Source organism: Acidothermus cellulolyticus 11B, assembly GCF_000015025.1.
Lineage (GTDB): Bacteria > Actinomycetota > Actinomycetes > Acidothermales > Acidothermaceae > Acidothermus > Acidothermus cellulolyticus.
This window is the reverse complement of record NC_008578.1, coordinates 983,353-1,009,219: the sequence shown is the minus strand read 5'-3', so window position 1 is coordinate 1,009,219 and position 25,867 is coordinate 983,353. Positions and strand designations below refer to the sequence as shown.

The 25,867-nt window shown below is 66.5% G+C and carries 26 protein-coding genes and 1 other RNA gene; 5 read left to right on the top strand and 22 right to left on the bottom strand.

Translation table 11 applies throughout. From position 1 onward, the window contains the following. Window positions 1-90 precede the first annotated feature (90 nt). Both panB and ACEL_RS04735 read left to right on the top strand, forming a co-directional pair. Window positions 91-906, top strand: coding sequence for a 3-methyl-2-oxobutanoate hydroxymethyltransferase (panB, locus tag ACEL_RS04740; protein WP_011719753.1), 816 nt, complete (start codon window positions 91-93; stop codon window positions 904-906). A gap of 61 nt (window positions 907-967) precedes the next feature. After that, window positions 968-1,585, top strand: coding sequence for a hypothetical protein (locus ACEL_RS04735; RefSeq protein ID WP_011719752.1), 618 nt, complete (start codon window positions 968-970; stop codon window positions 1,583-1,585). Here ACEL_RS04735 and ACEL_RS04730 read toward each other — a convergent pair whose 3' ends face one another. The 13 genes from ACEL_RS04730 to ACEL_RS04675 form a co-directional block, all read right to left on the bottom strand. After that, window positions 1,586-2,206 carry a DedA family protein gene (locus tag ACEL_RS04730; protein WP_011719751.1) on the bottom strand — a complete coding sequence of 207 codons (621 nt, stop codon included), beginning with the start codon at window positions 2,204-2,206 and terminating at the stop codon, window positions 1,586-1,588. Between the two features lie 12 nt (window positions 2,207-2,218). Further along, window positions 2,219-2,773, bottom strand: coding sequence for a hypothetical protein (locus ACEL_RS04725; RefSeq protein WP_011719750.1), 555 nt, complete (start codon window positions 2,771-2,773; stop codon window positions 2,219-2,221). A gap of 3 nt (window positions 2,774-2,776) precedes the next feature. Next, entirely contained in the window at window positions 2,777-2,983 is a 207-nt protein-coding gene (locus ACEL_RS04720) for a hypothetical protein (RefSeq protein ID WP_011719749.1), read from the bottom strand. Window positions 2,984-3,107: 124 nt separating this feature from the next. Beyond that, window positions 3,108-3,644, bottom strand: a complete 537-nt coding sequence (locus ACEL_RS04715; RefSeq protein WP_011719748.1) for a YbhB/YbcL family Raf kinase inhibitor-like protein — start codon at window positions 3,642-3,644, stop codon at window positions 3,108-3,110. Window positions 3,645-3,691: 47 nt separating this feature from the next. Next, complete coding sequence (locus tag ACEL_RS11430; protein WP_169303189.1) at window positions 3,692-4,357, bottom strand: siderophore-interacting protein; 666 nt, start codon at window positions 4,355-4,357, stop codon at window positions 3,692-3,694. A 114-nt stretch (window positions 4,358-4,471) separates the two neighbouring features. Then, window positions 4,472-5,209: an ABC transporter ATP-binding protein gene (locus ACEL_RS04705; protein WP_011719746.1), complete on the bottom strand. Its 738-nt coding sequence runs from the start codon at window positions 5,207-5,209 to the stop codon at window positions 4,472-4,474. A gap of 18 nt (window positions 5,210-5,227) precedes the next feature. After that, complete coding sequence (locus ACEL_RS04700) at window positions 5,228-5,953, bottom strand: ABC transporter ATP-binding protein (RefSeq protein ID WP_011719745.1); 726 nt, start codon at window positions 5,951-5,953, stop codon at window positions 5,228-5,230. Continuing rightward, window positions 5,950-6,966 carry a branched-chain amino acid ABC transporter permease gene (locus ACEL_RS04695; RefSeq protein ID WP_011719744.1) on the bottom strand — a complete coding sequence of 339 codons (1,017 nt, stop codon included), beginning with the start codon at window positions 6,964-6,966 and terminating at the stop codon, window positions 5,950-5,952. Before ACEL_RS04695 ends, ACEL_RS04700 begins: the two co-directional genes overlap by 4 nt. Then, window positions 6,963-7,841, bottom strand: coding sequence for a branched-chain amino acid ABC transporter permease (locus tag ACEL_RS04690; RefSeq protein WP_011719743.1), 879 nt, complete (start codon window positions 7,839-7,841; stop codon window positions 6,963-6,965). Before ACEL_RS04690 ends, ACEL_RS04695 begins: the two co-directional genes overlap by 4 nt. 14 nt (window positions 7,842-7,855) lie before the next feature. Next, a complete protein-coding gene (locus tag ACEL_RS04685; RefSeq protein WP_049751388.1) occupies window positions 7,856-9,169 on the bottom strand; it encodes an amino acid ABC transporter substrate-binding protein in 1,314 nt (437 codons plus the stop codon). A gap of 133 nt (window positions 9,170-9,302) precedes the next feature. Continuing rightward, window positions 9,303-9,721, bottom strand: an RNA gene (gene rnpB / locus ACEL_RS11790) — RNase P RNA component class A. Window positions 9,722-9,733: 12 nt separating this feature from the next. Continuing rightward, window positions 9,734-11,215 (bottom strand): mannitol dehydrogenase family protein, encoded by a 1,482-nt coding sequence (locus ACEL_RS04680; RefSeq protein WP_011719741.1) that lies wholly within the window; start codon window positions 11,213-11,215, stop codon window positions 9,734-9,736. A 37-nt stretch (window positions 11,216-11,252) separates the two neighbouring features. Then, complete coding sequence (locus ACEL_RS04675) at window positions 11,253-12,911, bottom strand: N,N-dimethylformamidase beta subunit family domain-containing protein (RefSeq protein ID WP_011719740.1); 1,659 nt, start codon at window positions 12,909-12,911, stop codon at window positions 11,253-11,255. 72 nt (window positions 12,912-12,983) lie between these two features. Between ACEL_RS04675 and ACEL_RS04670 the strand changes: the two genes are divergently transcribed. Next, complete coding sequence (locus ACEL_RS04670) at window positions 12,984-14,123, top strand: ArsB/NhaD family transporter (RefSeq protein WP_011719739.1); 1,140 nt, start codon at window positions 12,984-12,986, stop codon at window positions 14,121-14,123. Between the two features lie 115 nt (window positions 14,124-14,238). On the opposite strand, the gene ACEL_RS04665 is transcribed toward ACEL_RS04670, so the two are convergent. The 9 genes from ACEL_RS04665 to ACEL_RS04625 all read right to left on the bottom strand — a co-directional run bounded on the left by ACEL_RS04665 (window position 14,239) and on the right by ACEL_RS04625 (window position 23,597). Beyond that, window positions 14,239-15,474 carry a bifunctional RNase H/acid phosphatase gene (locus ACEL_RS04665; RefSeq protein ID WP_011719738.1) on the bottom strand — a complete coding sequence of 412 codons (1,236 nt, stop codon included), beginning with the start codon at window positions 15,472-15,474 and terminating at the stop codon, window positions 14,239-14,241. Then, the gene (locus tag ACEL_RS04660; RefSeq protein ID WP_202943412.1) at window positions 15,471-16,247 is read right to left on the bottom strand and encodes a zinc ribbon domain-containing protein; all 777 of its coding nucleotides are present in this window, start codon (window positions 16,245-16,247) and stop codon (window positions 15,471-15,473) included. The genes ACEL_RS04665 and ACEL_RS04660 overlap by 4 nt, the downstream gene beginning before the upstream one ends. Continuing rightward, window positions 16,211-17,392 carry a Nif3-like dinuclear metal center hexameric protein gene (locus tag ACEL_RS04655; RefSeq protein ID WP_011719736.1) on the bottom strand — a complete coding sequence of 394 codons (1,182 nt, stop codon included), beginning with the start codon at window positions 17,390-17,392 and terminating at the stop codon, window positions 16,211-16,213. Before ACEL_RS04655 ends, ACEL_RS04660 begins: the two co-directional genes overlap by 37 nt. Then, window positions 17,389-17,859, bottom strand: coding sequence for an SRPBCC family protein (locus tag ACEL_RS04650; protein ID WP_011719735.1), 471 nt, complete (start codon window positions 17,857-17,859; stop codon window positions 17,389-17,391). The genes ACEL_RS04655 and ACEL_RS04650 overlap by 4 nt, the downstream gene beginning before the upstream one ends. Window positions 17,860-18,005: 146 nt before the next feature. Next, entirely contained in the window at window positions 18,006-18,950 is a 945-nt protein-coding gene (locus ACEL_RS04645; RefSeq protein ID WP_011719734.1) for an NAD(P)-dependent oxidoreductase, read from the bottom strand. A 165-nt stretch (window positions 18,951-19,115) separates the two neighbouring features. Beyond that, entirely contained in the window at window positions 19,116-21,257 is a 2,142-nt protein-coding gene (locus ACEL_RS04640; RefSeq protein ID WP_011719733.1) for a xanthine dehydrogenase family protein molybdopterin-binding subunit, read from the bottom strand. Next, window positions 21,254-21,760 (bottom strand): (2Fe-2S)-binding protein, encoded by a 507-nt coding sequence (locus ACEL_RS04635; RefSeq protein WP_011719732.1) that lies wholly within the window; start codon window positions 21,758-21,760, stop codon window positions 21,254-21,256. The genes ACEL_RS04640 and ACEL_RS04635 overlap by 4 nt, the downstream gene beginning before the upstream one ends. Beyond that, the gene (locus tag ACEL_RS11425) at window positions 21,757-22,374 is read right to left on the bottom strand and encodes a carboxymuconolactone decarboxylase family protein (RefSeq protein WP_011719731.1); all 618 of its coding nucleotides are present in this window, start codon (window positions 22,372-22,374) and stop codon (window positions 21,757-21,759) included. The genes ACEL_RS04635 and ACEL_RS11425 overlap by 4 nt, the downstream gene beginning before the upstream one ends. A 5-nt stretch (window positions 22,375-22,379) precedes the next feature. Beyond that, window positions 22,380-23,597, bottom strand: coding sequence for an LVIVD repeat-containing protein (locus ACEL_RS04625; protein ID WP_011719730.1), 1,218 nt, complete (start codon window positions 23,595-23,597; stop codon window positions 22,380-22,382). 87 nt (window positions 23,598-23,684) lie between these two features. On the opposite strand from ACEL_RS04625, the gene ACEL_RS04620 reads away from it, so the two are divergent. Both ACEL_RS04620 and ACEL_RS04615 read left to right on the top strand, forming a co-directional pair. Beyond that, window positions 23,685-24,602 carry an ABC transporter substrate-binding protein gene (locus tag ACEL_RS04620; protein ID WP_011719729.1) on the top strand — a complete coding sequence of 306 codons (918 nt, stop codon included), beginning with the start codon at window positions 23,685-23,687 and terminating at the stop codon, window positions 24,600-24,602. A gap of 105 nt (window positions 24,603-24,707) precedes the next feature. Beyond that, window positions 24,708-25,847, top strand: coding sequence for a LacI family DNA-binding transcriptional regulator (locus ACEL_RS04615; protein ID WP_148204535.1), 1,140 nt, complete (start codon window positions 24,708-24,710; stop codon window positions 25,845-25,847). Window positions 25,848-25,867: the final 20 nt, after the last annotated feature.

Here is a 25,867-nt window from a genome sequence, read left to right as displayed (position 1 = left end):
GAGCAGAGGCGGGGCAGCTCCCTCCATCCCGATGAGAAGATGAAACCTGCCCGGGTACGCCGGACGGCGACTCGAGGCGGGGAGGTCACGGTGTCCGCTGCAGCCGATGTCCCACGTCGTGTCACGATTCACGACCTGCAACTTCGCAAACGTCAGCACCGACGCTGGGCCATGCTCACCTGCTACGACGCGTTGACGGCGCGGATTTTCGAGGAGGCAGGCATCGACGTCCTGCTGGTCGGGGATTCCGCCGCGAATACCGTGCTTGGTTACCCCGACACGTTGGGCGTCGACGTCGATGAATTGCTCATCCTCAACAGAGCGGTGGCCCGCGCGGCTCAACGCGCATTGGTCGTGGCGGACCTGCCGTTCGGTTCGTATCAGATTTCTCCCCGGCAGGCGTTGCAAACGGCGATCCGGTTCGTGAAACGTGCCGGGGTGCAGGCGGTCAAATTCGAGGGCGGACGGCGTGTCGCGGAGCACGTACGCACGGTGGTTGAGGCCGGTATTCCCGTGATGGCGCACATTGGGTTCACCCCGCAGAGCGTGCACGCCCTCGGCGGCTATCGGGTGCAAGGGCGCGGCGACGACGCCGCCGCCATCCGGGACGACGCCCTTGCCTTGCAAGAGGCGGGAGCGTTCGCAATCGTCCTCGAGCTGGTGCCCGCGGGACTTGCGGCGGAACTCACCGCGGCCCTCCAGATTCCGACCATTGGTATCGGCGCCGGCCCCGACTGTGACGCGCAGGTGCTCGTCTGGACCGACATGGCAGGTTTGACGCCGCAACCGACGCCGAAATTCGTCAAACGATACGCGGACCTGCGTACAGTACTGCATGACGCGGCGCGAGCCTTCGCTGCGGACGTCGCGGACGGGCGGTATCCCGACGCGGCGCACTCGTACTAGACCAACGAGCGTTGTTGCGCAGCGCGCTGTGCAGCAGGCCGGCTGACAGGGACGAGGTCACGTGGACCGTCAACGAGTCATCGAATTGCGCGCACTGCTGGCCGGTACCGGCTGGGTGGAACGAACCCACGCATTTGCCCGGGCGTTGCGCCACGCACCGCATGACGTTGGAGGCCTGCTGCTTGTCGGACCGCCGGAGAATGAGCCATGGCACTTGGCGGCACACTTGACCGATGAAGCGCGGTTGTGCGGTGTGCCGCAGCTTGCGCCGTCGTTGGTGCGATGGTCGCCGCCGCCGGATGCACCGGCGCATTTGTCGATCGGACTGGAGCGCCTCGAGGCGGCCGGCCGGCATGACACCCTCCTCATCGTCGCCCCCGATACGGCGCCGGCGAATCTGTTGGAGCGAGCCGCGGACGCCCGTCGCGCCGGTGCAACGCTGTTCTCGGTTGTCGGCGACGACGAAGAATTGCCCGAGCTCTCCCACGAGTCGCTGCTGGTCCGTGCCGACAATGGCCTCGTCGTCCCGGATTTCGACACGGTCTGCCATTTCGTCAGCACAGCGGCCGGTGAGGAGCATGCATCACGGTCCCGCTGGCGGATGCTGCGGGACCGGCTCGCCCGCGCGCTTGACCTCGGCGCCGAGCGGGACGACGAACCGGATTGGGCGATGGAATAACTATTCCTCGCCCACCTGCCTGGAGCGTCGTCGATGCCGCCACCAGAGGTACCCGAGCGCCGCGAGAACCAGGCCAAGCACGACGTAGCCGAAGACGCTGAGCCCCGACGCAACTCGGTGCCACGCATTGCCGGCAAGGTAGCCGGCCACCGCGACACCGGTCGCCCACAGCGCGCCGCCAAGGAAATTCCACACCAGAAAGGTGCGGTAGTGCATCCGCGATGCGCCGCAGAAGCCGGGGACGAGCGCGCGGAGCGCTGCCGTGAAGCGGCCGACGAAGACGGCGCGGCCGCCGAGCCGTCGGATGAGTTCCTTGGAACGTTCGACATGCTCGGGTTTGAGAACCCGCGGCGGGATGCGCCGGAGCAGTGCATCGCCGAACCGGAAACCGACCGCGTAGCCGACGTTGTCGCCGATAACCGCACCGGACACGGCCGCCAAGACCACCCACCCCAGGGACAGGTGGGTCTCAAAAGCGAGCACTCCGCCAAGGAGCACAGCAGTCTCACCGGGAAAGACGAATCCGAGAAATATGGACGCCTCCAGGGCCGGCAGCGCGAAGACGATGAGGAGCGCGAGCCAGGCTGGAACGTGCAGAATGTTCGCGACGACGTCACTCATGGAGAACCACTCTCACGAGCAGATTGCCGTGTGGTGCGTCCGATTCATCATGGCGCTCCAGTTCGCGGCGCGCGCATCCGAAAAAAGACGGAAGCCGACACGGCATGGTTCCTCACATCCACGCCGGTTCGGTGTCATCGTTGACCTGAAGTGTCCGGCCATCCGGCCGGACCACGTTGCCGAGGAGGCATGAGTGCCGGTACGAGCAGGTGCGGCAGCTGCAAAGAAGGCTGCCCGGAGTACTCCAACACGCACATCCGCAACAAAGTCAACGAGCGCGGCGACGAAGCGGACCGCGACAACCCGCACCGCGTCGTCCGCCGGAAAAACAGCGACCGCACGCAAGACGGCGACGAAGCGCGTCGCGGCAACGCGCGGTGCCGCTGCCGTCGCGAGTGCGACCCGAAGCCGGAGCGCCGCGGCGTCCCGACCTGCAAAGAAGACGACGACACGTGCCGCCGGCACGGCGTCCCGCCGTCCTGCCGCGACGAAGACAACACGCGGCACCACAGCAGCGGCGAAGCGGAGCACGGCCAAAAAGAGCGGAGTGGCGGCGGCATCCGCCACCCGTCAGACAACCGCCCGCAAAACGACGACGCGGAAGACCGCAGCACGTAAGACCACTGCGGTCCGCAAAGCAACGACCCGGAAAGCTGCAGCGGGCACAGCAACAGCGCGGAAGGCGAGCGCGCGGAAGACGACCGCCGGCAAAACGACCGCCCGGAAGGCGACCGCGCGGAAGACGACTTCCCGGGCTGTCTCGTCACGGAGAACCACGGCGCGGAAGGTGACGGCCCGTAAAGCCGCGGCTCGTCCGGCGTCCGCCCGTCAGGCGTAATGGCGAATCGTGGTGGCGAGCTGACCTCGCCACCACGATTCCGTGACACGAGCAACGCCACTCTTACGGCACTCGATAAACCGGCCGCAGCGCGGCGCGCGCAAGGGTGTGGAATGTCAACTGGAAACCCACCACCGCAGCCGGGGTGTCGGGCGTGACGTCCAGGCGCGGCACGTCCAGGGCGTGAACGGTGAAAACGTAACGGTGGTCGCGGTCACCGCGCGGCGGCGCCGGCCCGCCGTAGCCATACTCGCCGAAGTCATTGCGGACATGGAACGCCCCGCTGGGCAGCGTCCCGCCACTGCCTGCACCGCGGGGCAGTTCGGTCACGTCACGAGGCAGGTTGACGAGCACCCAATGCCAGAAGCCGCTCATGGTCGGCGCGTCGGGGTCGAAGCACGTGACGACAAAACCCGCTGTCTCCCCGGGAAAACCCGACCAGCGAAGCTCCGGGCTCAGGTTCCGCCCGCCGATGCTGGTGTGGACGAAGGTGTCGGCAAGGAGTGCACCGTCGACAATGTCGGCGCTCTCAAGGGTGAACCAGGGTTTGGCCGGCAGTACGTCGAAGGGGTCCGGCGGTATTCCGCGATCGAGACTCATGGTTCCAGTCTGCCGGGTCGGCGGGCGGAAACAAAAGGGGGCGGGGTTCAGCCGCGCATCGGCCGGCCCTTGTTCCAGTAGCCCTTCGCCGAGATCTCCTCCAGCGGTACTCCCCGGGCCGACAACGCATCGCGCAGCAGGCGAACCACCCGAGACTCGGCGAACAGGTAGAAGTGCCGGGTCGCGCCTGCAACGGAAAGCTCTTCGATCGCCGGCAACAGCAGATCGGCGGTCCCGGGTTCGCGGTCCCCGCGGATGAGCCAGCGGACGTCCATCTCGGGAGGCATCGGCTGACGTTCGGCGGCGTCCGACACTTCGATCACCGCTCGGATCTCGGTGGCCCGCGGCAGCGCAGCTGCCATCTCCGCGATCGCGGGGAGCGCCGACTCGTCACCCACGAACACCTGAGCTGGGGCGGTGGCGAGCGGCACCTTGCCGCGCGGTCCGAAGATTTCAAGTTCCGCGCCGGGCTCGACGCCCGCCGCCCACCTCGCCCCGGGGCCGTGACCGTGCAGCACGATGTCGAGGTCGAAGGCGCCGTTGATTGGGTCCAGGTTGCGGATGGTGTACCGGCGATGGGCCGGCCCGTCCGGTGTCTGGAGCCGGACGACGACGTCCTGGCCGGGAAGGGCGGTGAAGCCGACGAGGTCCGGGCCGGCAAGTCGGACCCGCCGCATTCGCGGGGTTATCACGTACGCGTCGACCACGCGCACCTGGTAGGTCCTCGCCGCGGGGAAGCTCACGGCCGGCAAAGTGTGCGACATCACCCCCGAATTCTGTCAGGATCCGACCCCCGAATTCTGTCAGGATCCGACCCCCGAATTCTGTCAGGATCCGGTAGCGAGTGACGCTCCGAGATAGAGCCGGCCCACCTCCGGATCAGAGAGCAGGTGCTGGCCCGTACCGGTGAGACGAACCTGCCCGGACTCGAGCACGTAGCCGCGGTCGGCGACGGCAAGCCCGGAGCGGGCGTTCTGCTCGACAAGGAGAACGGTCCGGCCGTCGTCGCGGAGGCGTTCGATGGAATCAAACACGATGCGACGCGATTTCGGATCAAGCCCGATGGACGGCTCATCGAGCAGGATCACTTTGGGGTCCAGGACGAGGCTCCGGGCGATTTCCACTTGTCGTTGTTCCCCTCCCGACAGCGAGCCGGCGAGCTCATTCCGGCGTTCGGTGACCAAGGGGAAGAGTTCGGCTGCACGCTCGGCGCGACGTCGTGCCTCGCGATCGTCACCGAGCACGTAACCACCCATGATCATGTTCTCCCAGACGGTCATCGCTGGGAACAGTCCGCGGTCCTGGGGCACGTGCACGATCCCGGCGAGCAGGCGTTGACGCACGCTCAGATGCGTGATCACAGTGCCGTGGAATCGGATGACCCCGGCCTTGGGGCGCAACAGGCCGCTGACTACCTTGAGGACGGTGGATTTCCCCGCGCCGTTGGGTCCGATCAGACAGACCGTTTCGCCCTGAGCCACCTCAATGCTGACGCCGCGGAGGATGTCACCAGCGCCATAGCCGGCCACGACGCCCTCAACGCTGAGCAGAACACCGTCCATCATCGGCACGGAACTCCCCTGCTACTCACCGAGATACGCGTCGAGAACGGCCGGGTCTTGCTGGACGACCTGCGGCGGGCCTTCGGCAATCGGAGTGCCACGGTCGATAACGATGACCGGATCGCACAGCTGCATGACGAAGGGCATATCGTGCTCCACGATCAGGAAGGTGACGCCGTCCTCGTGATAAGCCCGGATGTGCCGAGCCATTGTCTCGCGCAGCACCGGATTGACGCCGGCGGTCGGTTCATCGAGCAGAACCATCCGTGGTCGACTCATGAGCACCGCCGCGAACTCCAATAATTTCCGCTGACCGTATGACAATTGGGCCGCCGGAAGGTCCGCCACCTCGCGGAGACCGAATTCCGTCATGAGGTGCTCGGCGCGCTCTCGGTCAGCCCGGGTGACCCGCCGGGTCGCCAGCGCCCACCAGGGATGAGCCGCGGCGACGACCAAATTATCGACGACGGTGAGCTGCGGAAACACTCGTGCTTGCTGAAACGTGCGCACCAATCCGCGTCGAAACATCTCACCCGGCTTCGGACGCTTGATCAACTGCCCGGCAAATTCCACGCTCCCGGCATCCGCCTGCACGTAGCCGGTCACAATATTGAAGACCGTAGTCTTCCCGGAGCCGTTGGGACCGATCAGTCCGGTGATGCTCCTCTCCGCTACGGAGAACGAGCAATCGGCGACTGCCGTGACTCCGCCAAACCGCTTCGTCAGTCCACGAACAGTGAGCATCATGGCGTCGTCACCTGCTGTCTGCGAGACTGAGGTCGAATGCCTGCGGTGGCGGCTCGAGCCGCCCGCCTCCGCGAAAAGCGCCACTCCGCCAGGGTCGGCACAATTCCCCGGGGCAGGAACACCATGACGATGAGGAAGACTGCGGCGTACGCGAGCAGGTACAGCCGACTGGAACCGAACTGGTACGCCAGGTACTGCTGTGCTGGTGCGAGGATGAGCGCCCCGACCACGGGTCCCCACAAGGTGGCACGGCCGCCGAGGAACGTCATGAGAACCATGCCGATCGTCACGAGAGGATCGACAGCGAACTGCGGATAAATGAACGTGACGTAGTACGCCCAAACCGCACCGATCATCGCGGTGAGTGCGGTCGAGAGGAAGAAAGCGACCAGCTTGGCCAAGGTCACATGGACGCCGATGCCGCTGGCCCGGTCTTCGTCCCCTCGGATCGCGAGCAAGGCCAATCCGGTCTTGCTGTTCTGCACAAGCCAGGTGACGATCATAGCGAGCAGAAAAATCGCCGCCATTGCCCAGTAGAAGGGCCGCTCATAGGTTGCAGGGTCGAACGGCGGCGGATGAATGCCGATCCCCTGGGACCCCTCGGTGACACTGTGCAGGTTGAAAGCCAACGTCTGCACCACGAAGAGCAGAGTGATCGTAACGATGGCGAAGACGTCTGCGCGAGTCCGCAGCGCGACCCAGGCAACCGGAAGCATCGCGAACGCGACGGCAAGACCCACGATGGGCAGCACGAAGAAGGGGAGGTAGCCGGCGCCGACGCTGTGGTGGTTGAACCAAATCGCCTCGACGTAAGCACCGATGCCGAAGAATGCGGCATGGCCAAGCGACGGGTAGCCCGCGAAACCGCCAATGAGGTTCCATGCGAGGGCAAGCCCGGCATACATCACCGTGAAGACGGCGATGTTGAGAATCCAATGCGCGCTGGTCATCAACGGCATGGCAAGAACAAGGACGGCGAAGATTCCACCGCGCAGCAGGCCCGCTGGTCTCATGCCGCACCTCGGAGTCGCATCCCGAAGAAGCCCTGCGGCCGCACCAGGAGAACAGCGATGAGCACAACGAAAAAGCTGAAATCGGCCCAAGTCGGCGATGCGACCACCGCGACAACGCTCGACACGACCCCCATGACGACTGCGCCGAGCACGGCGCCGCCGACGCTGCCGAGACCACCCAGGATGACGATCGACAGCAGTCGGGAAATCAGGTCGTAGTGACTATTCGGGTTGAAGGGATAGACGACACCGAAAACCGATCCCGCGGCGGCCGCCGTTGCGGCGCCCAATCCGAAGCCCATCGCACTCACCCGTTTCGCCTCGACTCCGAGCAGCTGCGCTGCGGTGGGGTTCTGCACGGTCGCCCGGAGCGCACGGCCGAGTCGGGTACGGTACAGGACGAGATAGAGCACGCCAAGGGCCGCCAAGGAAAGGAGAAACGCGTAAAGCCGCACGGTGGTTATGCGATAACCGAGCACGACGAACGAATCATTGGCATATACCGGTTTGATCGACCGGTAATCGGTCTTGTACACGAGGGTGAGGATTCCCTCCAGGCCGAGTGCGACGGCGAACGTGACCAGAAGTGACATCTCAGCGAGATCGTCAGCGCGAAGCGGACGGAGAAAGAGCCACTGAATGGCCACGCCGATGAGGAAGAGAATCGGGGTGGTGATGAGGATCGCCAGGAACGGATCAATGTGGAAGCGGCCGAAGAGGGTGTAAGCGAGGAACGCCGCGACCACGACCAGCGCCCCTTGGGCGAGGTTTATCACCCGCATGACGCCGAAGATCAGAGTCTGACCCGACGCCATCAGGGCGTAAACCCCGCCCGTCAGGACACCAAGGATTACTGCTTCGATGATGTCGTGCACTCAGCCGTCCCCCGTCACGCCCACGGCAGAGGTGTCTGAACCGGTGACGCGGCTGCGACCGACGGCGGCCACACCCGGACCATCTTGCCGTTCTGCCACTGCACGAGCATGTCACTGCCCTGGGGTGCGCCGTCGGCATCCCAGGAGAGATTGCCTTCCGGCGTCGGCCACGTTCCTTGGTGGAGCGCTTCGATGATCTTCTTGTTGTCGAAGCTTCCGGTCTTGGCGATCGCCTCTTCCAACAGGACGCCGCAGGAGAACGCCTCGGCCGAGGTCGGGTCGATCTGGTCGGCGGTGCCGCCAAATTTCGCAAGATAGGCCTGGACGAATTCCTGGTTACGGTAGCTGGTGGCGTCAGGAGTCCAGTCGGCCGCCGAGAAGATTCCGTTGACGTTGTTGGCGCCCACCTTGTCCGGGAAGTTCAGCGGCGAATTGGCACCGTTGGCAAAGAAGAGCCACTTGGGCGCGAACTTGAGCTGAACCATCGCCTTGACGAGACCGTAGGCATCCTCCGATTGGGTCCCCGCGACGACAACGTCGGGATTGGCGGACTTCATCTTCTGCACGATCGGAGTGAAGTCCGCCGTCTCCGCCGGGTAGACCTGCTTGTACACCGTCTTGATGCCGGCCGCCTCGAATTCCTGGCGGACAGTTTCGGCGATCGGAGCCGCGAACGGATCGTCAAGCTCTGGATACGCGGCAGTCTTCGGCCGCTGGTCCGCCGGTAGCGAGAGGATGTAGTCGGCGAAAACCTTTCCCTCTGAAACCACCGGCGCCGGCTGGACGAAGAAGAGGTTGTGCAGGTGCTGTTCGAAGACCTTCGGGCCGCCGCCGGCGGGTTCGATGAAGGCATAGCCATACCGCGCCGCGACCTGAGCCGCGGGAATGGTCAGCAGACTGGAGAACGGGCCGAAGACGAAATCGACTTTGTCCTTGGTGATGAGGTTCTGGTAATTGGTTGTGACTTGGTTGGGACTCGAAGCGTCATCCACAATCTTCAGCTGCACCGGCCGCCCGTCGATGCCGCCCTTGGCGTTGACGACGGATTCCCAGGTCTCGTAACCGCGCTTTGCAGCCGTACCGGAGTCGGAGAAGTCCCCGGTGAGCGAGAGAGAGATGCCGATGACGATCGGCTTACCCGTCGGGCTTGCCGGCTGCGTCGAGCTCGCCGCCGACGTCGCCGCCGCAGAGGGGGCAGGGGTTGAGGCCGCCGGCGACGCAGACTTGCTCGAGCTGCACCCCGCGAGAACCACCGCTCCGACGACGACGCCGACCAGCGGGCCGAAGAGCACGGATCGTTGAGCGGTGCCTGGCAAACGTTTGTTCATACTCATGACCTGCCTCCCGGCACTGTAAGCGCCGATCACTAAGGTGACCTGCCGCGAGAGCCTGCAATCGGTTGCTCTCATTGAAGACCGGACCACATTGGCTGTCAAGAGCCGGGATGTATCGATTTGGCGGCGGGCGAGTCGGCCTGTAGGCCGGGTTCTGTCGTCGCGGTCATCCGCGACGGGCGGCCATCTCTCTTGGGCTGCCGTTGCCGGCAACCTCCAGCGGTCCACCCGCAGGCATCGGACGGGCCGTCCTCGAGCGCCTGCGCAGCGGCGGCCGCCCATCGGCGTCCGCCGCCTCTTGACCTTGCTCCGGGTGGGGTTTGCCGAGCCGCCCGGGTCACCCCGGGCGCTGGTGGTCTCTTACACCGCCGTTTCACCCTTACCGCGCAGCGGCAGGCGCCGGCTGCGCGGCGGTCTGTTTTCTGTGGCACTATCCCGCGGGTCGCCCCGGGTGGGTGTTACCCACCACCCTGCCCTGTGGAGCCCGGACCTTCCTCGGCGGGTCCACGGCGCACCGTGGCCCGACGCGGCCGCCCGGCCGGCTCGTCCGCCGCCCCCTCACTCTAGTGAAACCGCGCGCCGGACCGTGGCCTTCGCACCATCGATCGTCAACGCCGTGAGGTCGTCCGTCAATCGCTCGCGCAGCTCGACGTCGTCAGCGAGATCGTCGCCGAAGACTGCTCGAAGGTGAAGGAGCCGATCGACCACCTGCACCGGATCGTTGACATCCCGGAGAAGCTCCGTCATCTCGTCGGCAAGCGGATCGTCCAATTGCCGCGGCTCCCCCGCATCGGTGACCGGACTCCAGACCCAGCGCATCCACGCGGCAACGCCCAGCACCGCCCACCGAGGCATCGCTCCGGCGGTTCGCCGGTCCCGGATCGTGCCGAGCAGACGTTGCGGCAACTTCTGAGATCCGTCGCTTGCGACCTGGGTCGTCCGATAGTCGAGCGCGGGGTTGGCGAAACGCGCGAGAATATCCGCCGCGTACGCCGCAAGGTCGAGTCCTGCCGGCCCAACCAGCGTCGGCACGGCATCGTCGACCATCAGGCGCTGGGCTGCAATGGCAAATGGTTCGACGGCCACTGTCTCCGCAATTGTTTCCAGGCCGGCGAGTGCACCGAGATAACCCAACAGGGAATGCGCGCCGTTGAGCATGCGCAGTTTTGCGAGCTCGTATGGGCGGACGTCGGTCACCAGCAGCGCCCCGGCCTGCTCCCACGCCGGCCTGCCGGCGGCAAAGGACTCTTCAATCACCCATTGACGGAACGGTTCCGTGACAACAACGCCCTCGTCGCGAAGCCCGAGCAGGCGCGCCGCCTCCTCGCGATCCGCCGCGGTGGTCGCCGGTGTGATGCGGTCAACCATGCTGCTTGGGAAGCGGACCGCTGTCGCCAGCCACTCCGCGACCGCGTCACCCCCCGTGAGGAGACTGAGAAAATCACCGACCACGCGGGCGAGCGTCACACCGTTCTGCGGCAGGTTGTCGCAGCAGAGCACCGTCACGGGGGCGCCGGAGTCACGCATCCGCCGCTCCAAGCCGCGCACGAGGAGGCCGACCACCGTGCGCGGCGGGCGACCCGCGGCGTCTGCGCGAATCTCCGGATCCTCGCGGCGCAACCGGCCGGTCGCCGGATCGTGGCGATACCCCTTCTCGGTGACCGTCAGTGTCACGAGCCGGATCGCAGGATCGGCGATCCGTGCCGTCACGGCCTCCGGGTCGTGGGCGCCAACCAGCCACTGGCGAATCGGCGCGAGCACTCGCGCCCGCGGGCCGGCGGAACCGCGCGTCAGCAGCGTGTACAGGCCGTCCTGCGGCGCCAGCTGCTCAATCACCCGGCCACTGCGCGGACTCACCCCGCAGATTCCCCACGCGCCGCCGGCGCGGGCCATCGCCTCCTCGGTGAAATCCGCTTGGTGGGCGCGGTGAAACGCACCCAGACCGAGATGGACGATTCCGACGCCGATCGCACGCGGATCGACACGCGGACGCACCGAATCGGGAACCATCGGCAACGTCGCAAGAGAGAGCCGCCGCACTCCGTCACCCTAGCGACGGTGGAAATTGCCGACGGGATCAGGGCTCAGCCGGTGCCGGAGCCGCCAAGGTCGGCATGCCCAGCGCCGCGACGTCATCGCGGGCCGGATGGGTGCGACCAGCCGGTCCGGCGGCGAAGGCCTGGAGAAGATTGGTGGTCACCGTGGTAATCACCGCGCGGGCGGCCGGGGAATTTCCGCGGGAACATGCCGGAGTCAGGCCGCAAATCCATGCACTTGTTCCGGAGTCGAAACCGCCCGCCCCGCTGGGCGTCGTGTAGTACACGGTGTCCTGAAAGAGGTGATGACCCCGGCACGTCACCGGGGAATGGAAGAGAACGTCCATCGGCCTGGGCGTAGGCACCGCCAGGTCAACCATGTCGAACTCCTGACCTGCCAAACCCGGCAGCTCCATGCCCTGCTGCACCGGCGTACCAGTGAAGAGCCAACTCGCCGCGTCAAACACCCGCATGGCGGCGTGCACCGGATTGCACTGATAGAACGCGCCGGTGAGCACACTCTCCGGCCGCGGATCGGGACCATCTCGCCACTGATAGGTGGCTTCAGCCGGATTGATGCGGTTCATCGGGTCCAGAGCGCCGTCCTTGTAATCAATTTCCAACCGCTCCGGGCCGAGCGGGGTGGCCGCCATCCGGATGTGCCGGTAAATCGCGTTGGCGCCGAGAAACGCGACGTTCATGCCGTGCAAGTCCCGCTCCTGCTGCACCTGATCGCGCATCGCCGTTGACCAGTATTCGTCATGGCCGAGGGAGATCAGGGCTCGGGCGCCGTCAAGCAGGTGCGGATCGGCGTCCAGATCCGTGTCGGTCACATAGGCAACCGGGAGGCCCAGCTTCTCGGCAAGGGCCACGACAGGCAGTTCATTGCCATAAAAATCCCCGGATCCGCCGCCATAATCGATCGGCCGATCGAACGACACGGCATACGACCGGCTCTGATACGACCCATCCGGTCCGTGATACAAGCTGTAGCCGCCGTAGGCGTTGTACGCCTGCCACGTGGTGTCCGCGTTGACCAGCACGATGTCCCCGGCGACGGACGGTGAGCGGACCGTCAACGGAATCCACCGGCCATGACCCGCGGCGTCCTGCAGCAAGAAGAGGTAATCCCCCGGAATCCATCCCGTCGTGTCAACGGTAAGGCTGGGATGCCAATTCGCATCGCTCACGGTTCGCGTCACCGGTATGAACTCGTCGGGCGGCTGATGCACGTCGGAGACCGCCGGGTACGTCGCGACGCAATGCCCCTCGGCGCCGTGATACCAGCCCATGCGAAACGCACTGACCCGGACCGGCGGGTACGTCGCGTTGATGTACAGGTGCACGACCTGCCCCGGAAGCACGCTCGCCCGGTCGGCGAACCCTGCGACGGGTGACCGAAGGGAGAACGTCACCCCGTCGCCCCAATGACTGTCGCCGGGCAACGACTCCGCGTAAGCAATGAGTCGAGCCTGCGCCGACGAACCTGGTTGCGCCGCGACACCGGCTGGTCCGCCTCGGCCGCCGGGCGCGGCGCCGCCCCCGCCCGGACGGGAACGCACCGCGCCGTCGGTGCGGAGCGCGGGCCGCACCGCCGGCCGCACGGGCACAGACCGCCACGAGGCTAGCGTCCAGCCGACCACGACGGCCAGTACCGCGACGCCGGCACCGGCAACGAACCACCACCGAGACCGGCGCATCGCCCACCCTTCCAGCGGATGCGAGGATCGGGACGGCGGCCATCGGCCGTCGAACGGAAAGGACCGACCGACGTGTGGCTGCTGGCCGCTGTCGCCGGAGCACTCTGTGTCGCAACCGGCGCACTGCCGTGGCAGGACGCCGTTGCGACCACAGAACGTGTGGGACCGATCCTCGGGTTCCTCGCGGCCGTCACGGTGCTCGCCGAGCTGGCGGACGCCGCCCAGGTGTTCGACGCCGCCGCAGTGGCCGCGGCACGGCTGGCTCGCGGCCGTACCCGGGTCCTCTTCGCTCTCGTCGTCGTCCTCGCCGCCGTCACGACGATCGTCCTCAGTCTGGACACCACCGCGGTGCTCTTCACCCCGGTCGTGTTGGCCCTCGCCGAACAAGTCGGCCTGCCGCCAACACCGTTCGCCATGACAACCGTGTGGCTGGCCAACACCGCAAGCCTGCTGCTCCCGGTCTCCAATCTCACGAATCTGCTCGCTGTCGACCGCCTTCACCTTTCAGCGATTGCGTTCGCGGCACGGATGTGGCTGCCCGCCGCGGTCGCCATTGCCGTCACCACGATCGTCATCGGCTACACCTACCGCTCGGCTCTGCACGGGCGGTTCACCGAACCCACGGCCATTGCAATTGCCGACCGACTCCTGTTCCACATCGCAACGGCGGCCTGTCTCGGCGTCATCCCGTTCTTCCTGCTGGGATTTCCGGTCTGGGCGGTCGCGACCGGCGGCGCAGCCGTGCTCACCGGAGCATTCGCCGTACGCCGGCGGAAAGTCCTGCGGTTCTCCCTTCTCCCGTGGCAGTTGGTTCTTCTCGTCGAAGGCTTGTTCCTCGTGATTGCGACGCTCGGCACCCACGGCCTGGACGCCGTGCTGGCCCGGTTGGCCGGCACGGCCGCCGACGCCCTCGGTGTGCTGCGCACCTCAGTGATCGGAGCCCTGGCAAGCAACCTCGTCAACAACCTGCCGAGCTATCTGGCATTGGAACGGGTGGCCGATCAGCACACGGACCGGCTCCTGGGCCTCCTGCTCGGCACCAACCTCGGCCCGCTCATCACGCTCTGGGGCTCGCTGGCGACCCTGCTCTGGCGGGAACGGTGCCGGGCCCGCGGTGTACGAATTTCTGCGGCCGAATTTGCGCGCGTGGGTGTCCGCGGCGTACCCGTGATGCTCGCGGCGACCTGGGCCGCGCTTGTCCTCGCCCGATGACCCTGCGCCGATCCGCTCACTCATCCCGCGCAGCTCCTCATCCGCTCACGACATACGGACGTTTTCCCTGCAGCCGCACGATCTTTCCGCACTGCTCCGTTCAGCGAACGCCGTATCAGTGCGCGGCGAGATGTGCCGTGTCGTTGACGGTACGAACGACCGTGACACCATCGGCGTAATAGTCGATTTCACTCATGCTCGCCGGGTCGATCTGCACGCGGTAAATAGCAGCGACCGGAGCAGAAAGCGCATTGGCGATGAACATGGCGATCGGCCGGGAATGCGTCACGACCAGCACGGTTTTCCCGCGGTGTCGGTTGGCCAACCGCTGCGCCGCGGCGGTGATGCGCAGCCGCAGTTCGTCATAACTCTCCCCGCCCGGAGGCGAAATCGACGTGTCCGCAAGCCAGAGCTCCAATTCCCGCGGCCAGCGTTGCTGAACCGCCGCAAAGGTGAGGCCCTCCCAGCGGCCGAAATCCACTTCCCGGAGGTCGTCGTCAAGAAGCACGGGCTGCTGCAACACGTCAGCAATCAGCTCCGCCGTCTGCCGGCACCGTTGCCGCGGCGAGGAGACGACGACGTCGATGCCGCCTCGCCCGGCGAGCCGCTGCGCGAGCAGCTTGGCCTGCCAACGTCCCTGGTCCACGAGCGGGGGATCCCCGACACCGGAAAATCGCTTCTCCAACGTAAAAGACGTCACGCCGTGGCGGACCAGCAGCAGTGTCGTCGCCGGCGGCGCAGGCATCCACCCCGCCACCCGGTTGGGTATCGGCCGGACCTCGTCCGCGCCGACGACCCCCCCAGCCGGCCCTGCGCCCCGCCCATCCCGTCCGGACGGCGCGAGGAGCTCGCGGGCACCCCCGGCTGACGCGTCGCGGGTCGGCGTCCCGGACGCGACCGGCGTCGCGCCCCCGCGCGGGCCATAGCCGGCATCGATCGCCGCGTTGACCAGCCGGTCCGCATGGGCGTTGGCTTCCCGGCGGACCCACGTGAACGTGACCCGGCCGGACCCAAATGCGGCGGCAAGCTGCGCCGCTCGATCCGCCAGCGGTTGCAAGTGCGGGTGCTTGATCTGCCATTCCCCGGTCATCTGCTTGACGACCAGCTGGGAATCCAGGCGGACGTCAACGAACGCTGACGGATCAATCTCCGCCGCCGCCTCCAAGCCGGCGATGAGCCCGTGATACTCCGCGACATTGTTCGTCGCGATGCGGAGATAGCCGGACCGTTCGGCGAGCACCTCCCGGGTTGTCGCGTCGCGGACCACCGCGCCGTAACCGGCTGGTCCGGGGTTGCCCCGCGCTCCGCCGTCCGCCTCGACGATCAATCGCCGCGGCTGCGCCGACGTCACAGACCGGACTCCGGCGTCCGCACGAGAATCCGGCCGCACTCCTCGCATCGCACCACCTCGTCCGGCGCCGCGGCTCGGATGCGCTGCAGGTCGGCGGGATTCAAGGTGAGATGGCAACCCTGGCATTGCCCCCGGTGCAGGGCTGCCGCGCCGACACCGCCCAGCGAGGCCCGCAACCGTTCATACAGACTGAGAAGCTCTGCCGGCAGCTGTGGGGCAAGGGCATCGCGGGCCGCCTTGGTGGTCGCGGCCTCGGCGTCCATCTCGGCGAGCAGCTGATCTCGGCGCTTGATCAGCTCGGCGCGTTCGCCCTCCAGTTTCGCGACGTCCGCGCTCAACGCGTCGATCTCGGCCTGGAGGGCCTCCCGCTGTTCCATGATCTGGAGGATCTGGTCCTCGAGTTCGCTGCGCCGCCGCCGGAGCGACGCGATCTCCGATTGCAGATTCTCCAGTTCCCGCGGCGAGGCGACGTTGCCGTCGTCCAGCCGCTTCTGGTCCCGCTCGGTGCGGGCGCGGACCGTCTCCACGTCGGCCTCCACCTTCGCCTGCTCGCGGGCCAGATCGGCGTCGCGGGTGCGGGCAGCCACCAGGGCGTCGTTGGCGTCGGCGATCCGGCGTTCAATCTCCGCAACGGCTGCTGCTTCGGGGAGTGTCCGCCGGCGGTGATCCAACCGGTCGAGGGTCGAGTCGAGGCCTTGCAGTTCGAGCAAGCGGGCCTGACTGGTCGGGTCGGCGTTCAGCGCGAACCTCCTCCCGGAATGCGTCCGTCCCACGGGTCGGTCACCAAAGTCGAGACCTCGATGTTCACCGTAAAGCCGGCCGCTCCGAGCGCCTCGCGCAGCCGGGCCGCGGCGTCCGGAAGCCACGGCCATTCGGTGGCCCAGTGCGGCATGTCGACCAGGGCGATGCCGGTCTCGGCCGTGATTTCGGACGCCGGGTGGTGCCGCAGGTCGGCGGTGACGTACACGTCCGCGCCCGCGCCGGCCGCGGTCTGCAGGTAGCCGTCACCCGCGCCGCCGCACACCGCGACAATGTGCACGAGGCGATCGGGATCACCGGCGTACCGCCCGCCGCCAGGGGTCGCCGGCAGTGCCGCCCGGACCCGATCGACGAAGTCCGCTAATGACTCCGGCTGGTCCAGTCTGCCGATCCGTCCGGTGCCGGCCCGGCCGGGTCGCTCGGCCAACGGAATGACGTCGTACGCAGGCTCCTCGTAGGGATGTGCCGCCAGCAGGGCGGCAATCACCGCGTCGCGCCGGGCACGCGGCAGGACCATCTCCACCCGCACTTCGGGAACGGTCTCAATCCTCCCGATCGTGCCGATCGTCGGGTGAGCCCCGGGATTCGGCCGGAACGTACCGATGCCGTCCGTTGTCCACGCGCACCGGCTGTAAGCGCCGATGGCGCCGGCGCCGGCCGCCGAGAGAACGTCCAGTATCCGTTCCACAGCATCAGCCGGCGCGAAGGTGACGAGCTTGTCGATCGGCTGGGCGGGCAGGGGGTCCAGCGGACGCAGTTCCGTCACCCCGAGGGCAGCGGCGAGCGCATCCGAGACACCCGGATTCGCGTGATCAGCATTCGTGTGCGCGGTGAACAGAGCTATCCCAGCGCGAATCAGTTCGTGAACGACTCGGCCCTTCGCGGTCGTCGCCGCTACTGAGGATGTTCCGCGCAGGTACAGCGGATGGTGGGTGACGAGGAGGTCAACGCCTCGTTCGATGGCTTCCGCCGCGACGGACGGCACCGGGTCTACTGCGAAGAGAATCCGGCGGACCGCCTGGCTGGGCTCACCGCAGACCAGCCCAACGGCGTCCCACTCGGCCGCGAGGGCCGGCGGATACAACTGATTGAGGACGGCGACCACGTCGCGCAGCGTGGGCGGAGCGGGTGGCGTCTCCGCAGCGTCGCGAGCGGTCATGCCGGAAAGTGCGCGGCGAGCGCGGCATACGCGGCGTCCCAGTCCCGGAGCAGCCCGCGGCGGGCCGATTCGTCAACCTCGCCGACCACGCAGAGCCGGGCGACCAATCGAGTGGTGCGGTCTTCCGTTGACAGACGCGTCTCCCACACCCCGATCGCCGGTCCGGGAAGGCCGAAAGCACCTGCGACGACGAACTCCTCGGGCGGCAGCAACCGCGTGACGTGCCCGAGCAGCACCCCGCAACCGTCGGCGTAATCCACGTACACCCGGCCGCCGACGCGGGGTTCCACGACGACCGCGCCGCGCTGCAACGGCCACCACGTCGCCGGCTGCAGCAGCGCGTCGAAGACCCGCCGTCGCATGGCGCCAAGCCGAAGGTCCGCCGTGAGCTCGACCCGCTGCGGAACGAACGTGACGTGGACCGGCTCAACCGTCAGCGGCGTTTCCAGAGCTTGGGTCTCCGTCACGGCTCTATCGTGCTCCTCACCGACTCCAGGTACCAGGGCCGTTCGACGGGAATTCAGCGGTTGCAGGCTGCGATCATACGGTTGCAGACTGGATCATAATAGTCCGCTCGCAACCGGGCCGGAGGCACGCGGCGCGACGGCGACGTTCAGGAATTGCCGCCGAGTCCGTCGTCCACCTGCGCAGTCTCCGGAGCGGGTTCGAAACCGGCGTTCCGTGCTGCTTCGAGCAGGAGGACGGCGAAATCCACTCCGCGATGACCGCGCCCAAGGGCGGCTTGCACGACTTCATGCGTGACTGCAGCAACGGGCATTGGCACGTCCAGTGCTCGAGCCGCAGCGAGACCGAGATCGAGATCTTTGCGGAGCAGTTCGAGAGTGAACGTGGGAGTCCAGTCAAGATACACGAGACTCGGCGTCTTGTATCGGGTGAACATCGAGCCCATGACGCTCGCGTTGATGAATTCCAGGTACGTCGCACGTGGTACGCCGGCCCGTTCCGCCAGAACAGCAGTCTCCGCAACCGATTGGATCACCGCCGCCAAGAGAAGGTTGTGACAAATTTTCACCAACCGGGCTATCTCGCCGTCGCCCGCGTAGATGGCCGCGCTGCCGATGGTGCGCAGCAGGGGTTCGACCCGGTCGAACGTCTCACGCGGACCGGATGCGACGATGCTGAGCTTTCCGGCTGCCACCACTCGATCGTTACCACTAACCGGTGCCGCGAGAAATTGCACGCCTTCCTTGGCAGCCGTGGTGCGCATCGCCGCTGAGGTCTCAACCGAGACGGTCGAACAATCGACGACGATCTGCGGCTTGGGCTCGGCCTTCCGGAGCAGTCCCTCGGGGCCGGCGAGAACCTCCTCCAGGTCGGGCGACGAGGCCACCATCGTGAATACCACGTCACAGCCGCCGAGATCGGCGATCCGCTCGACCACCCGCGCACCGTCACCGGCGAGCGGTTCGGCTTTGGACCGGGTGCGATTCCAGACGGTGAGATTGATACCGCTTCGAGCCAGGCGACGAGCCATCGCGAAGCCCATTCGCCCGGTTCCGATCCAGCCGACGCGCAGCGGTTGCGGGGTGTCCACCACGGGGCTTCCTCTCTTGCATCGTGCAATCGTTTGTTAATCACCTTAGCGAGCGTGGGGCTCGACTGTCAACGCTCGCGCCGCCATCGAGCGCCACGAGTCGGAGCGGCCTTGGAATCGCGAGGTTCGCGGGCCGTCGCCCGACGAAGCGCCGAGCCGGGGCGATGTTCAGGACGTGGTCGTCAATGCCGCCACGACGTTCTCGGGAACCAGGGGCAGGGCTCGAACCGGAACACCCAGCGCATCGGCGACCGCGTTGCCGATGGCCGCTGCGGTGGGTCCTGTTGCCGCTTCGCCGGAACCGACCGGCGGCGCCTCAGGATTATCGATGAGAACCACGTCGACGTCCGGCACCCGGGAAAAGTCGAGAATCGGGTAATCCTCCCAGGTACTGGTCACGACGCGATAGCGGTCAAAATGCACCTGCTCGAGCGTTGTCCAGCTCACCGACTGAATTGCGCCGCCCTCAATCTGGTTGCGCACGCCGTCAGGATTGACGACCAGGCCGACATCAACAGCGATCGTAAGCCGACGCACCCGAATGTCAGTCTCCGCCTCCACGTCGGCAACAACTGCGCAGTAGGCACCCATATTCTTGTACCGCGCAAATCCGAGGCCCCGCCCCCAGGCGCCGCCGGAGGGCAACGCGCTCCCCCATCCGGCCCGCTCGGCGACGGTCTCCACGACGCGTCGCGCGCGTGGATCGGAGAGCATCGAGAGCCGAAACTCGACCGGATCGCGTCCGGATTCCCGCGCGACCTCGTCAATGACCGACTCGATCGCGTACACGTTGAGGTGAGCACCGAGCGAACGCAGCGAGGACGTCCGCAGCGGCATTTCAAGCAATCGGTGCGTCACCACCCGAATCGAGGGCACGGCATATCCGGGTACCGCATTCCGTCCCGAGCCCGCGCCGTTGCTCAACGGCGGATCCACGGAGACCATCGGGGACGTCGTGCGACCCTTGTACCAGGCGCCGAAGAACGCGGGTTCGGGCAACATCCCGGGGCGGCTGGAGAACCCGTTGCTCCACACATGCTGTTCCCAGTGGGCGATGGCGCCCGCAGGGTCGAGCCCCACCGTCACGTCGACCACCATCGCCGCGCCGAACGGATCCCAGGACAACTCATCCTCACGAGACCACATGACGTGAACCGGCCGTCCCGGAACCGCAGCTGCCAGCCATGCTGCATCGTAGGCCGCGTCGTCAGCCGGATTGTGACCGTACGCACCAGCACCCTCGGCGTGAATAACCTCGATATTCCTTTCGTCCAGGCCAAAAGCCCGGGCAAGGTCCTGACGCAGCGCGTAAATTCCCTGCGAGTGCGTCCAGACGGTCAAGCGGTCGCCGTCCCACCGGGCGATACCGCACGACGGCGCGAGCGAGGCGTGGGCGATGTACCCGCGGGAGAAGCGCCGGCGCAGGTACCGGGAAATTGAGCCCGGCTCGCCGCTCTCGTACAAGACCTTCTCCTCCGAAGGAGCCGACGTGAGGTAATCGACGAGCCGGGACTCATCCGGCAGGCTGGGCTCGACGTTCCAGCGCGCCTTCTCGTTGAGCAGTTTGGCGGCACGGACGGCGATGTCTTCACGCTCAGCCACGACGCCCAGGTAATTGTTCTCGCGTACCACGCGGACAACGCCTGGCAGCGCCGTCACGGCTGCTTCGTCGACCGCGACCAGGGTGGCAACCCGTGCCGGCGGATGAACGACCCGCCCGAACAGCTGGCCCGGCAAGCGGATGTCGTGGATGAACCGCGGAATTCCACGCACCTTGGCCGGAATGTCCACTCGGGCATGCGAACGCCCGACGATGACGTACTCGTCAGGCTTCTTCGGCGCGACCGTCGGATCGACGTCAATGTCCTCGTTGAGGTAGCGTGCGAGCCGCCAGTAGTCGGTACGGCGGCCATCGGTCGTCACGACGGCACCGTCGTCGACGCGCAGCGCCTCCGCAGCAACACCAAGCTCTCGAGCGGCCAGTTGCAGGAACAGCGCCCGTGCATGCGCACAGGCCTGGCGGATGGCATCACCAGAGTGCTGGACGGAGAGACTCCCGGCCGTGTATCCCTCTTCGGGACTCACTCCGGTCCGGCTGGGCTCCACGACGATGCGACGGATGTCGACGTCGAGCTCCTCAGCCGCGATCTGGGCGAGCGCAGTGAGAATCCCCTGTCCCAGCTCAACTTTCCCCGTCTTGACGGTGATGCGGCCTTCGGTGCCGAAATCCAGCCACCTCAGGAGCTTCGGATTTCTCTCCAGGCTCGGCTTCGGCCGGTCGAACCATGCCGCGTACGTCGAACCGCTCATTGGCCGTCCTCCGCTGGGTTGCCGGCGGAAGCACTGTTCGCGAGTTGCTGCGCAGCGCTGCGAATTGCGGCGACAATACGCTGGTGTGCCCCGCAGCGGCAGAGATTGCGACTGAGCGCCGCCCGAACAGCGTCCTCGTCGGCATTGGGCTTCTCCCGCAGCAATGCAGCCGCAGTGACCATCATCCCGGCCGTGCAATATCCGCACTGCAATGCCTGGTGGTCAAGAAATCCTCGTTCCAAGGCGGCGCCCACCGGTTCATCCAGGATGCCCTCCAACGTGGCGACGGTCTTGCCGGCCGCCGCCCACAGCGGCGTGTCGCAGGAATGCACCGGACGGCCGTCGAGGAGAACCGTGCATGTGCCGCAGAGTCCCATGCCACAGCCAAATTTCGCTGCCATGAGACCGAGATCATTCCGCAGCACGTACAACAGCGGGACATCCGGAGAGCCTGTCACCGTCCGTTCCACGCCGTTGACGACGAATGTGACGTGCTCGGTCACCCCTCTCGCCCCCTTTCGGTACGGGTCGGAGAGCCGGCTGGCCGGACGAAGTGGAGTCGGCATTCCGGCGCCTCGAGCTCGACCCGCAGTGCACGGTTGACCCGATTCGAGCAGTTCCACATGCCGATGAGGAAGGTGAGTTCGACGATTTGGCGCTCGGAAAAGTGCCGGCGCAGTTCCGTGAAAAGCTCGTCGTCGTCTTCGGCGGTGAGCAATGTGACCGCTTCCGCCCACCGGACCGCACACCGCTGCGCGGGGGTCAGCACGTCGTCGTCCGGCACGGTACCGAGTACGGCGGCGATTTGGCGCGGCTTAAGTCCCGCGTCGCGGCCCAGCTCGAGATTGTGACCGAGGCAATAGTCACAGCCGTTGAGCTGTGACGTCTTGATGATGGCCATCTGTTCGACTTGGAGGAAACTCAGGTCGTCCGTCACGTAGCGGAGGCGAAGCCCGGCATTCATCGTCGTCCAGCATGCGATGGCGGCCGGGGCATGCGCCAGCGTCCGGTAGAAGTTGCTCACGGTGCCGAATTGAGCTACTTGACGCGCGAAGATCTCCGCGACCTCTCCTTCCGCCGATGCGGGATCCACGAGCGAAATGCGCGGCGCCTTCACCGGAATCACCATCCTCTCGGGCCGCCGGACCGGGTGGGTGGCGCGTGATGGAGCATCCGCCGCCGCAGTTCCGGTTCCGGCTCGAGCACGTAGAGGCCGCCGTTCAGCCGATCCGTCACCCAGATGAGCCCCTCATGGTCGACGAATACATCGTTGATCTGCGGCACCGCCTGACCCGGCGGCACCGGCGGACACCAATGGGCGATTTCCACCGGCTGCCCGGGATCGCTGATGTCATAAACACGGAGCCCGGCGCTGAAATACGTCGCGAAGAGGATGTCCTCGCTCTGGTAGGAACGCGGCCGGTTCTCGTGAAGATTATGTGCACCGTAGCGCAGCGGCAGGCTCGCGAACTCGTCGTCCGGTGCCGGCAGCACGCTCACCAGCCGGGGTGGATCGTCCATCGTGAACAGCCGAATCTTCCGTGGCGGCGCGCCGGGACCGTCCCGGACCTGCTCGTCCGTCACAGCAATGAGACGGCGCCCCGGCAGCGGCAGGCAGGTGTGGGTATCGCCGCCGTCCGGCCAGGAAACACGGTGAAGCAACCGTGGCCGGGTGATATCGGCGACATCCAGGATCACCATGCCCGCATCGCCATAGCCAACGAACGCCCGTCCGTCGGCGATCAACGCATGGTGCGCGGCGTAACGCAGCTCCGCCGGCCAGTCGGGCACCTCGTCGTCCCGTTGACCGGGCCACCACCATCGCGCGGCCTCCACCGGATGGAATGGATCAGCGAGGTCGAGCACGATCCAGATGCGGTCCCGGAAACCCGCCGGCGTCGCTGACATGTGCGCATACCGTCCCCCGGTCCAGACGATCCTGTGCACCCCGATGCCGCCGCACTCCCAGAAGGCGATCCGCCGGGGCTCCAGAGGGCGGCTGACGTCGTAAATGGCTACGCCCGCGGAGACCGGTCCGTCGGCCGGTACGCGGTAGGGGAACTTCTCGTGATTGACGAGGAGCACGTCGTCCGCGACCTGAACCTTGTGTGTATGCGAACGGTTGGGGGCCGGCCACTGCTCGACGAGTCGAAGTCGTTCCGGATCCGAGGCGTCAAGGACGGACGTGCCGGCGCGGCTGGTGCCGACGTGTCCGACGTACACCGCCGATCCCCAGCGCATCACCTGCATCCCATCGCCCCGACCGCCGAGATCATGGTGTCCGGTCAGCCGTAAACCCCGCTCGGAAGGGCGATATCCGCCGTCCGGACCGTCGATCACCGTCCAGTCACCTCCACGCCCCGGTTGCATGGCTCAGCCTAGCTGCTGCCCCTATCATCGACGCAACCGTTTGTATGAGGAGTCACGATGTCAGAGGTGCGCCTCGGCTACTTCAGTCCCTCTCCGGTGCTCCCCCGCGTCATCACGGCGCTCGCCGCCGACGGCATCCTGCTGCACGCCGAGCGCGTCGCCTCGTCCTTGGCGCAGTTCGCCGCACTCGCCGCCGGGGAGTACGACGTGGTGGTGACGAGCCCGGACAATGTCCTCGCCTACCGGTTCGCCGCTCGGCTGGGACAGCCGCTCGATCTCCGCATCCTGCTCGGTATCGATCGCGGTTTAGGGCTCTCGCTCCTTGCCCGACCTGAGATTCGAGACCCGAGCCAGCTCATCGGGCGGCGCGTGGCCGTCGACGTCACGCATTCCGGCTTCGCGCTGGCGATGTTTGGTCTCCTTGCCACGGCGGGCATCCGGCGGGACGAATTCGACGTCGTCGAGCTCGGCGCCACCCCCCGTCGACGATCCGCCCTGCTCGCAGGTGAGTGCGACGCGACGATGCTCAACGCCGGTCAGGACATCCTCGCCGAAGAAGCCGGCTGCAACCGACTGATGCGAGTCGTCGACCGTTTTGAGCCCTACCTGGGAAGCGTGTTGGCGACGACGACGAGCTGGCTCGACGCTCATCGCGGGCTCGCCCGTCAGTTGGCGGCGGCGTGGACGGAAGCGCTGCGACGGACCACCGACCCTCGGTATCGCTCCGAGACGATAGATTTGATCACTGCCGAGATGGGACTCTCCCCGACAGCGGCCAATCTCTTCTATCGGACACTGGTCAACGACCGCGAGGGACTCATTCCGGACGGCCGCATCGACACTGATGCGTGGGCTACCGTCCTCCGTCTGCGCCTCCAGTACGGTTCAGGCGCCTCCATGGGCGCCGAGACCGAGTCTGCCACCGTGCTCGCAGCGGTCACGGATCGAGAATTTCCCCCAAACCCGACCAGCTGAGCAGCGGACGGCGCGAGACGGTGCACTCCTTCCGCGCCACTGCGCGAGCCGCTCCCGCCGCTGCTTTCCATGGACAATCGGTTGTTCACCCGGATAATGAGACTCATGACCGTGCCCCGCCTCCGCGATGTCGCGCGATTGGCCGGCGTCCATGCCGCCACCGCATCGCGGGCGCTCAATCCCGCCACCCGCTCGATGGTGAGCGCGGAGACGGCGCAACGGGTCCTCGAAGCGGCCGCGCAGCTCGGCTACGTCGCCAACCCGATCGCGAGAAGTCTGAAAACGAACCGCACGAATTCGATCGGCGTTGTCATCCCTGACCTGACGAACCTCCTGTTTCCACCGATTGTGCGCGGCATCGACGACGTGCTGAGCCCTCTCGGGTACAGCCTCTTGCTTGTCAACACAGACAACGACAAGGAACGCGAGGCCGCTCACATCGCGTCGCTGCGCGCCCGCCAGGTCGACGGACTCATTCTGGCGACCGCACTCTTGGAGGACCCGCTTCTCCAGCGGCTGGGGGAGCAGCGGGTGCCGCTGGTCCTCATCAACCGGCGAATGAACACCCCCGGCTTCCCGTCAGTGACCGGAGATGACGCGGGCGGCGTGTACCTCGCGGTGCATCACCTGGTGACGCTCGGTCATCGCCGCATCGCACATCTCGCCGGCCCGCAGCACACGTCGACTGGTCAATTCCGGCTGCGCGCCTACCGGCAAGCGCTGCAGGACCTTGGCTTGCCGCACGATGACGACCTCGTTGCCCACTGCAGCGCGTGGACCGAAGCGGAGGGCGCCCGCGGCCTTGCCGAACTCCTTGATCGCGGCGTGGAATTCACCGCCGTCCTGGCCGGCAACGACCTCCTGGCGCTCGGGTGTTACGACCTCATGCGCGAGCGCGGCATTCACTGCCCTGACGAGCTCAGCATCGTCGGCTTCAACGACATGCCCATCGTTGACAAGCTTCAGCCCGCCCTTACCACGGTGCGCATTCCGCATTATCGGGTCGGGTCCGAGGCGGCCCACATGCTCCTCGAACGCCTTCACAAGCCCGATACGCCCGCGAAATCGATCCTTCTCCCGTTGGAGCTTGTCGTCCGGGGCTCGACTGCTCCGCCGGCCTCTTCTCGTCGGCCGGGGGGCGCCAGGCAAAGCGGTGAGACGACGCTTCGTGCTCCCGCCACGCAGGACCGGCCCGACAGCGTATCCCCGAGCCGACCCCACTCTCCGATTCTGACCGAGCTCTAGGGCCCGCGCAGGCGCCTCGC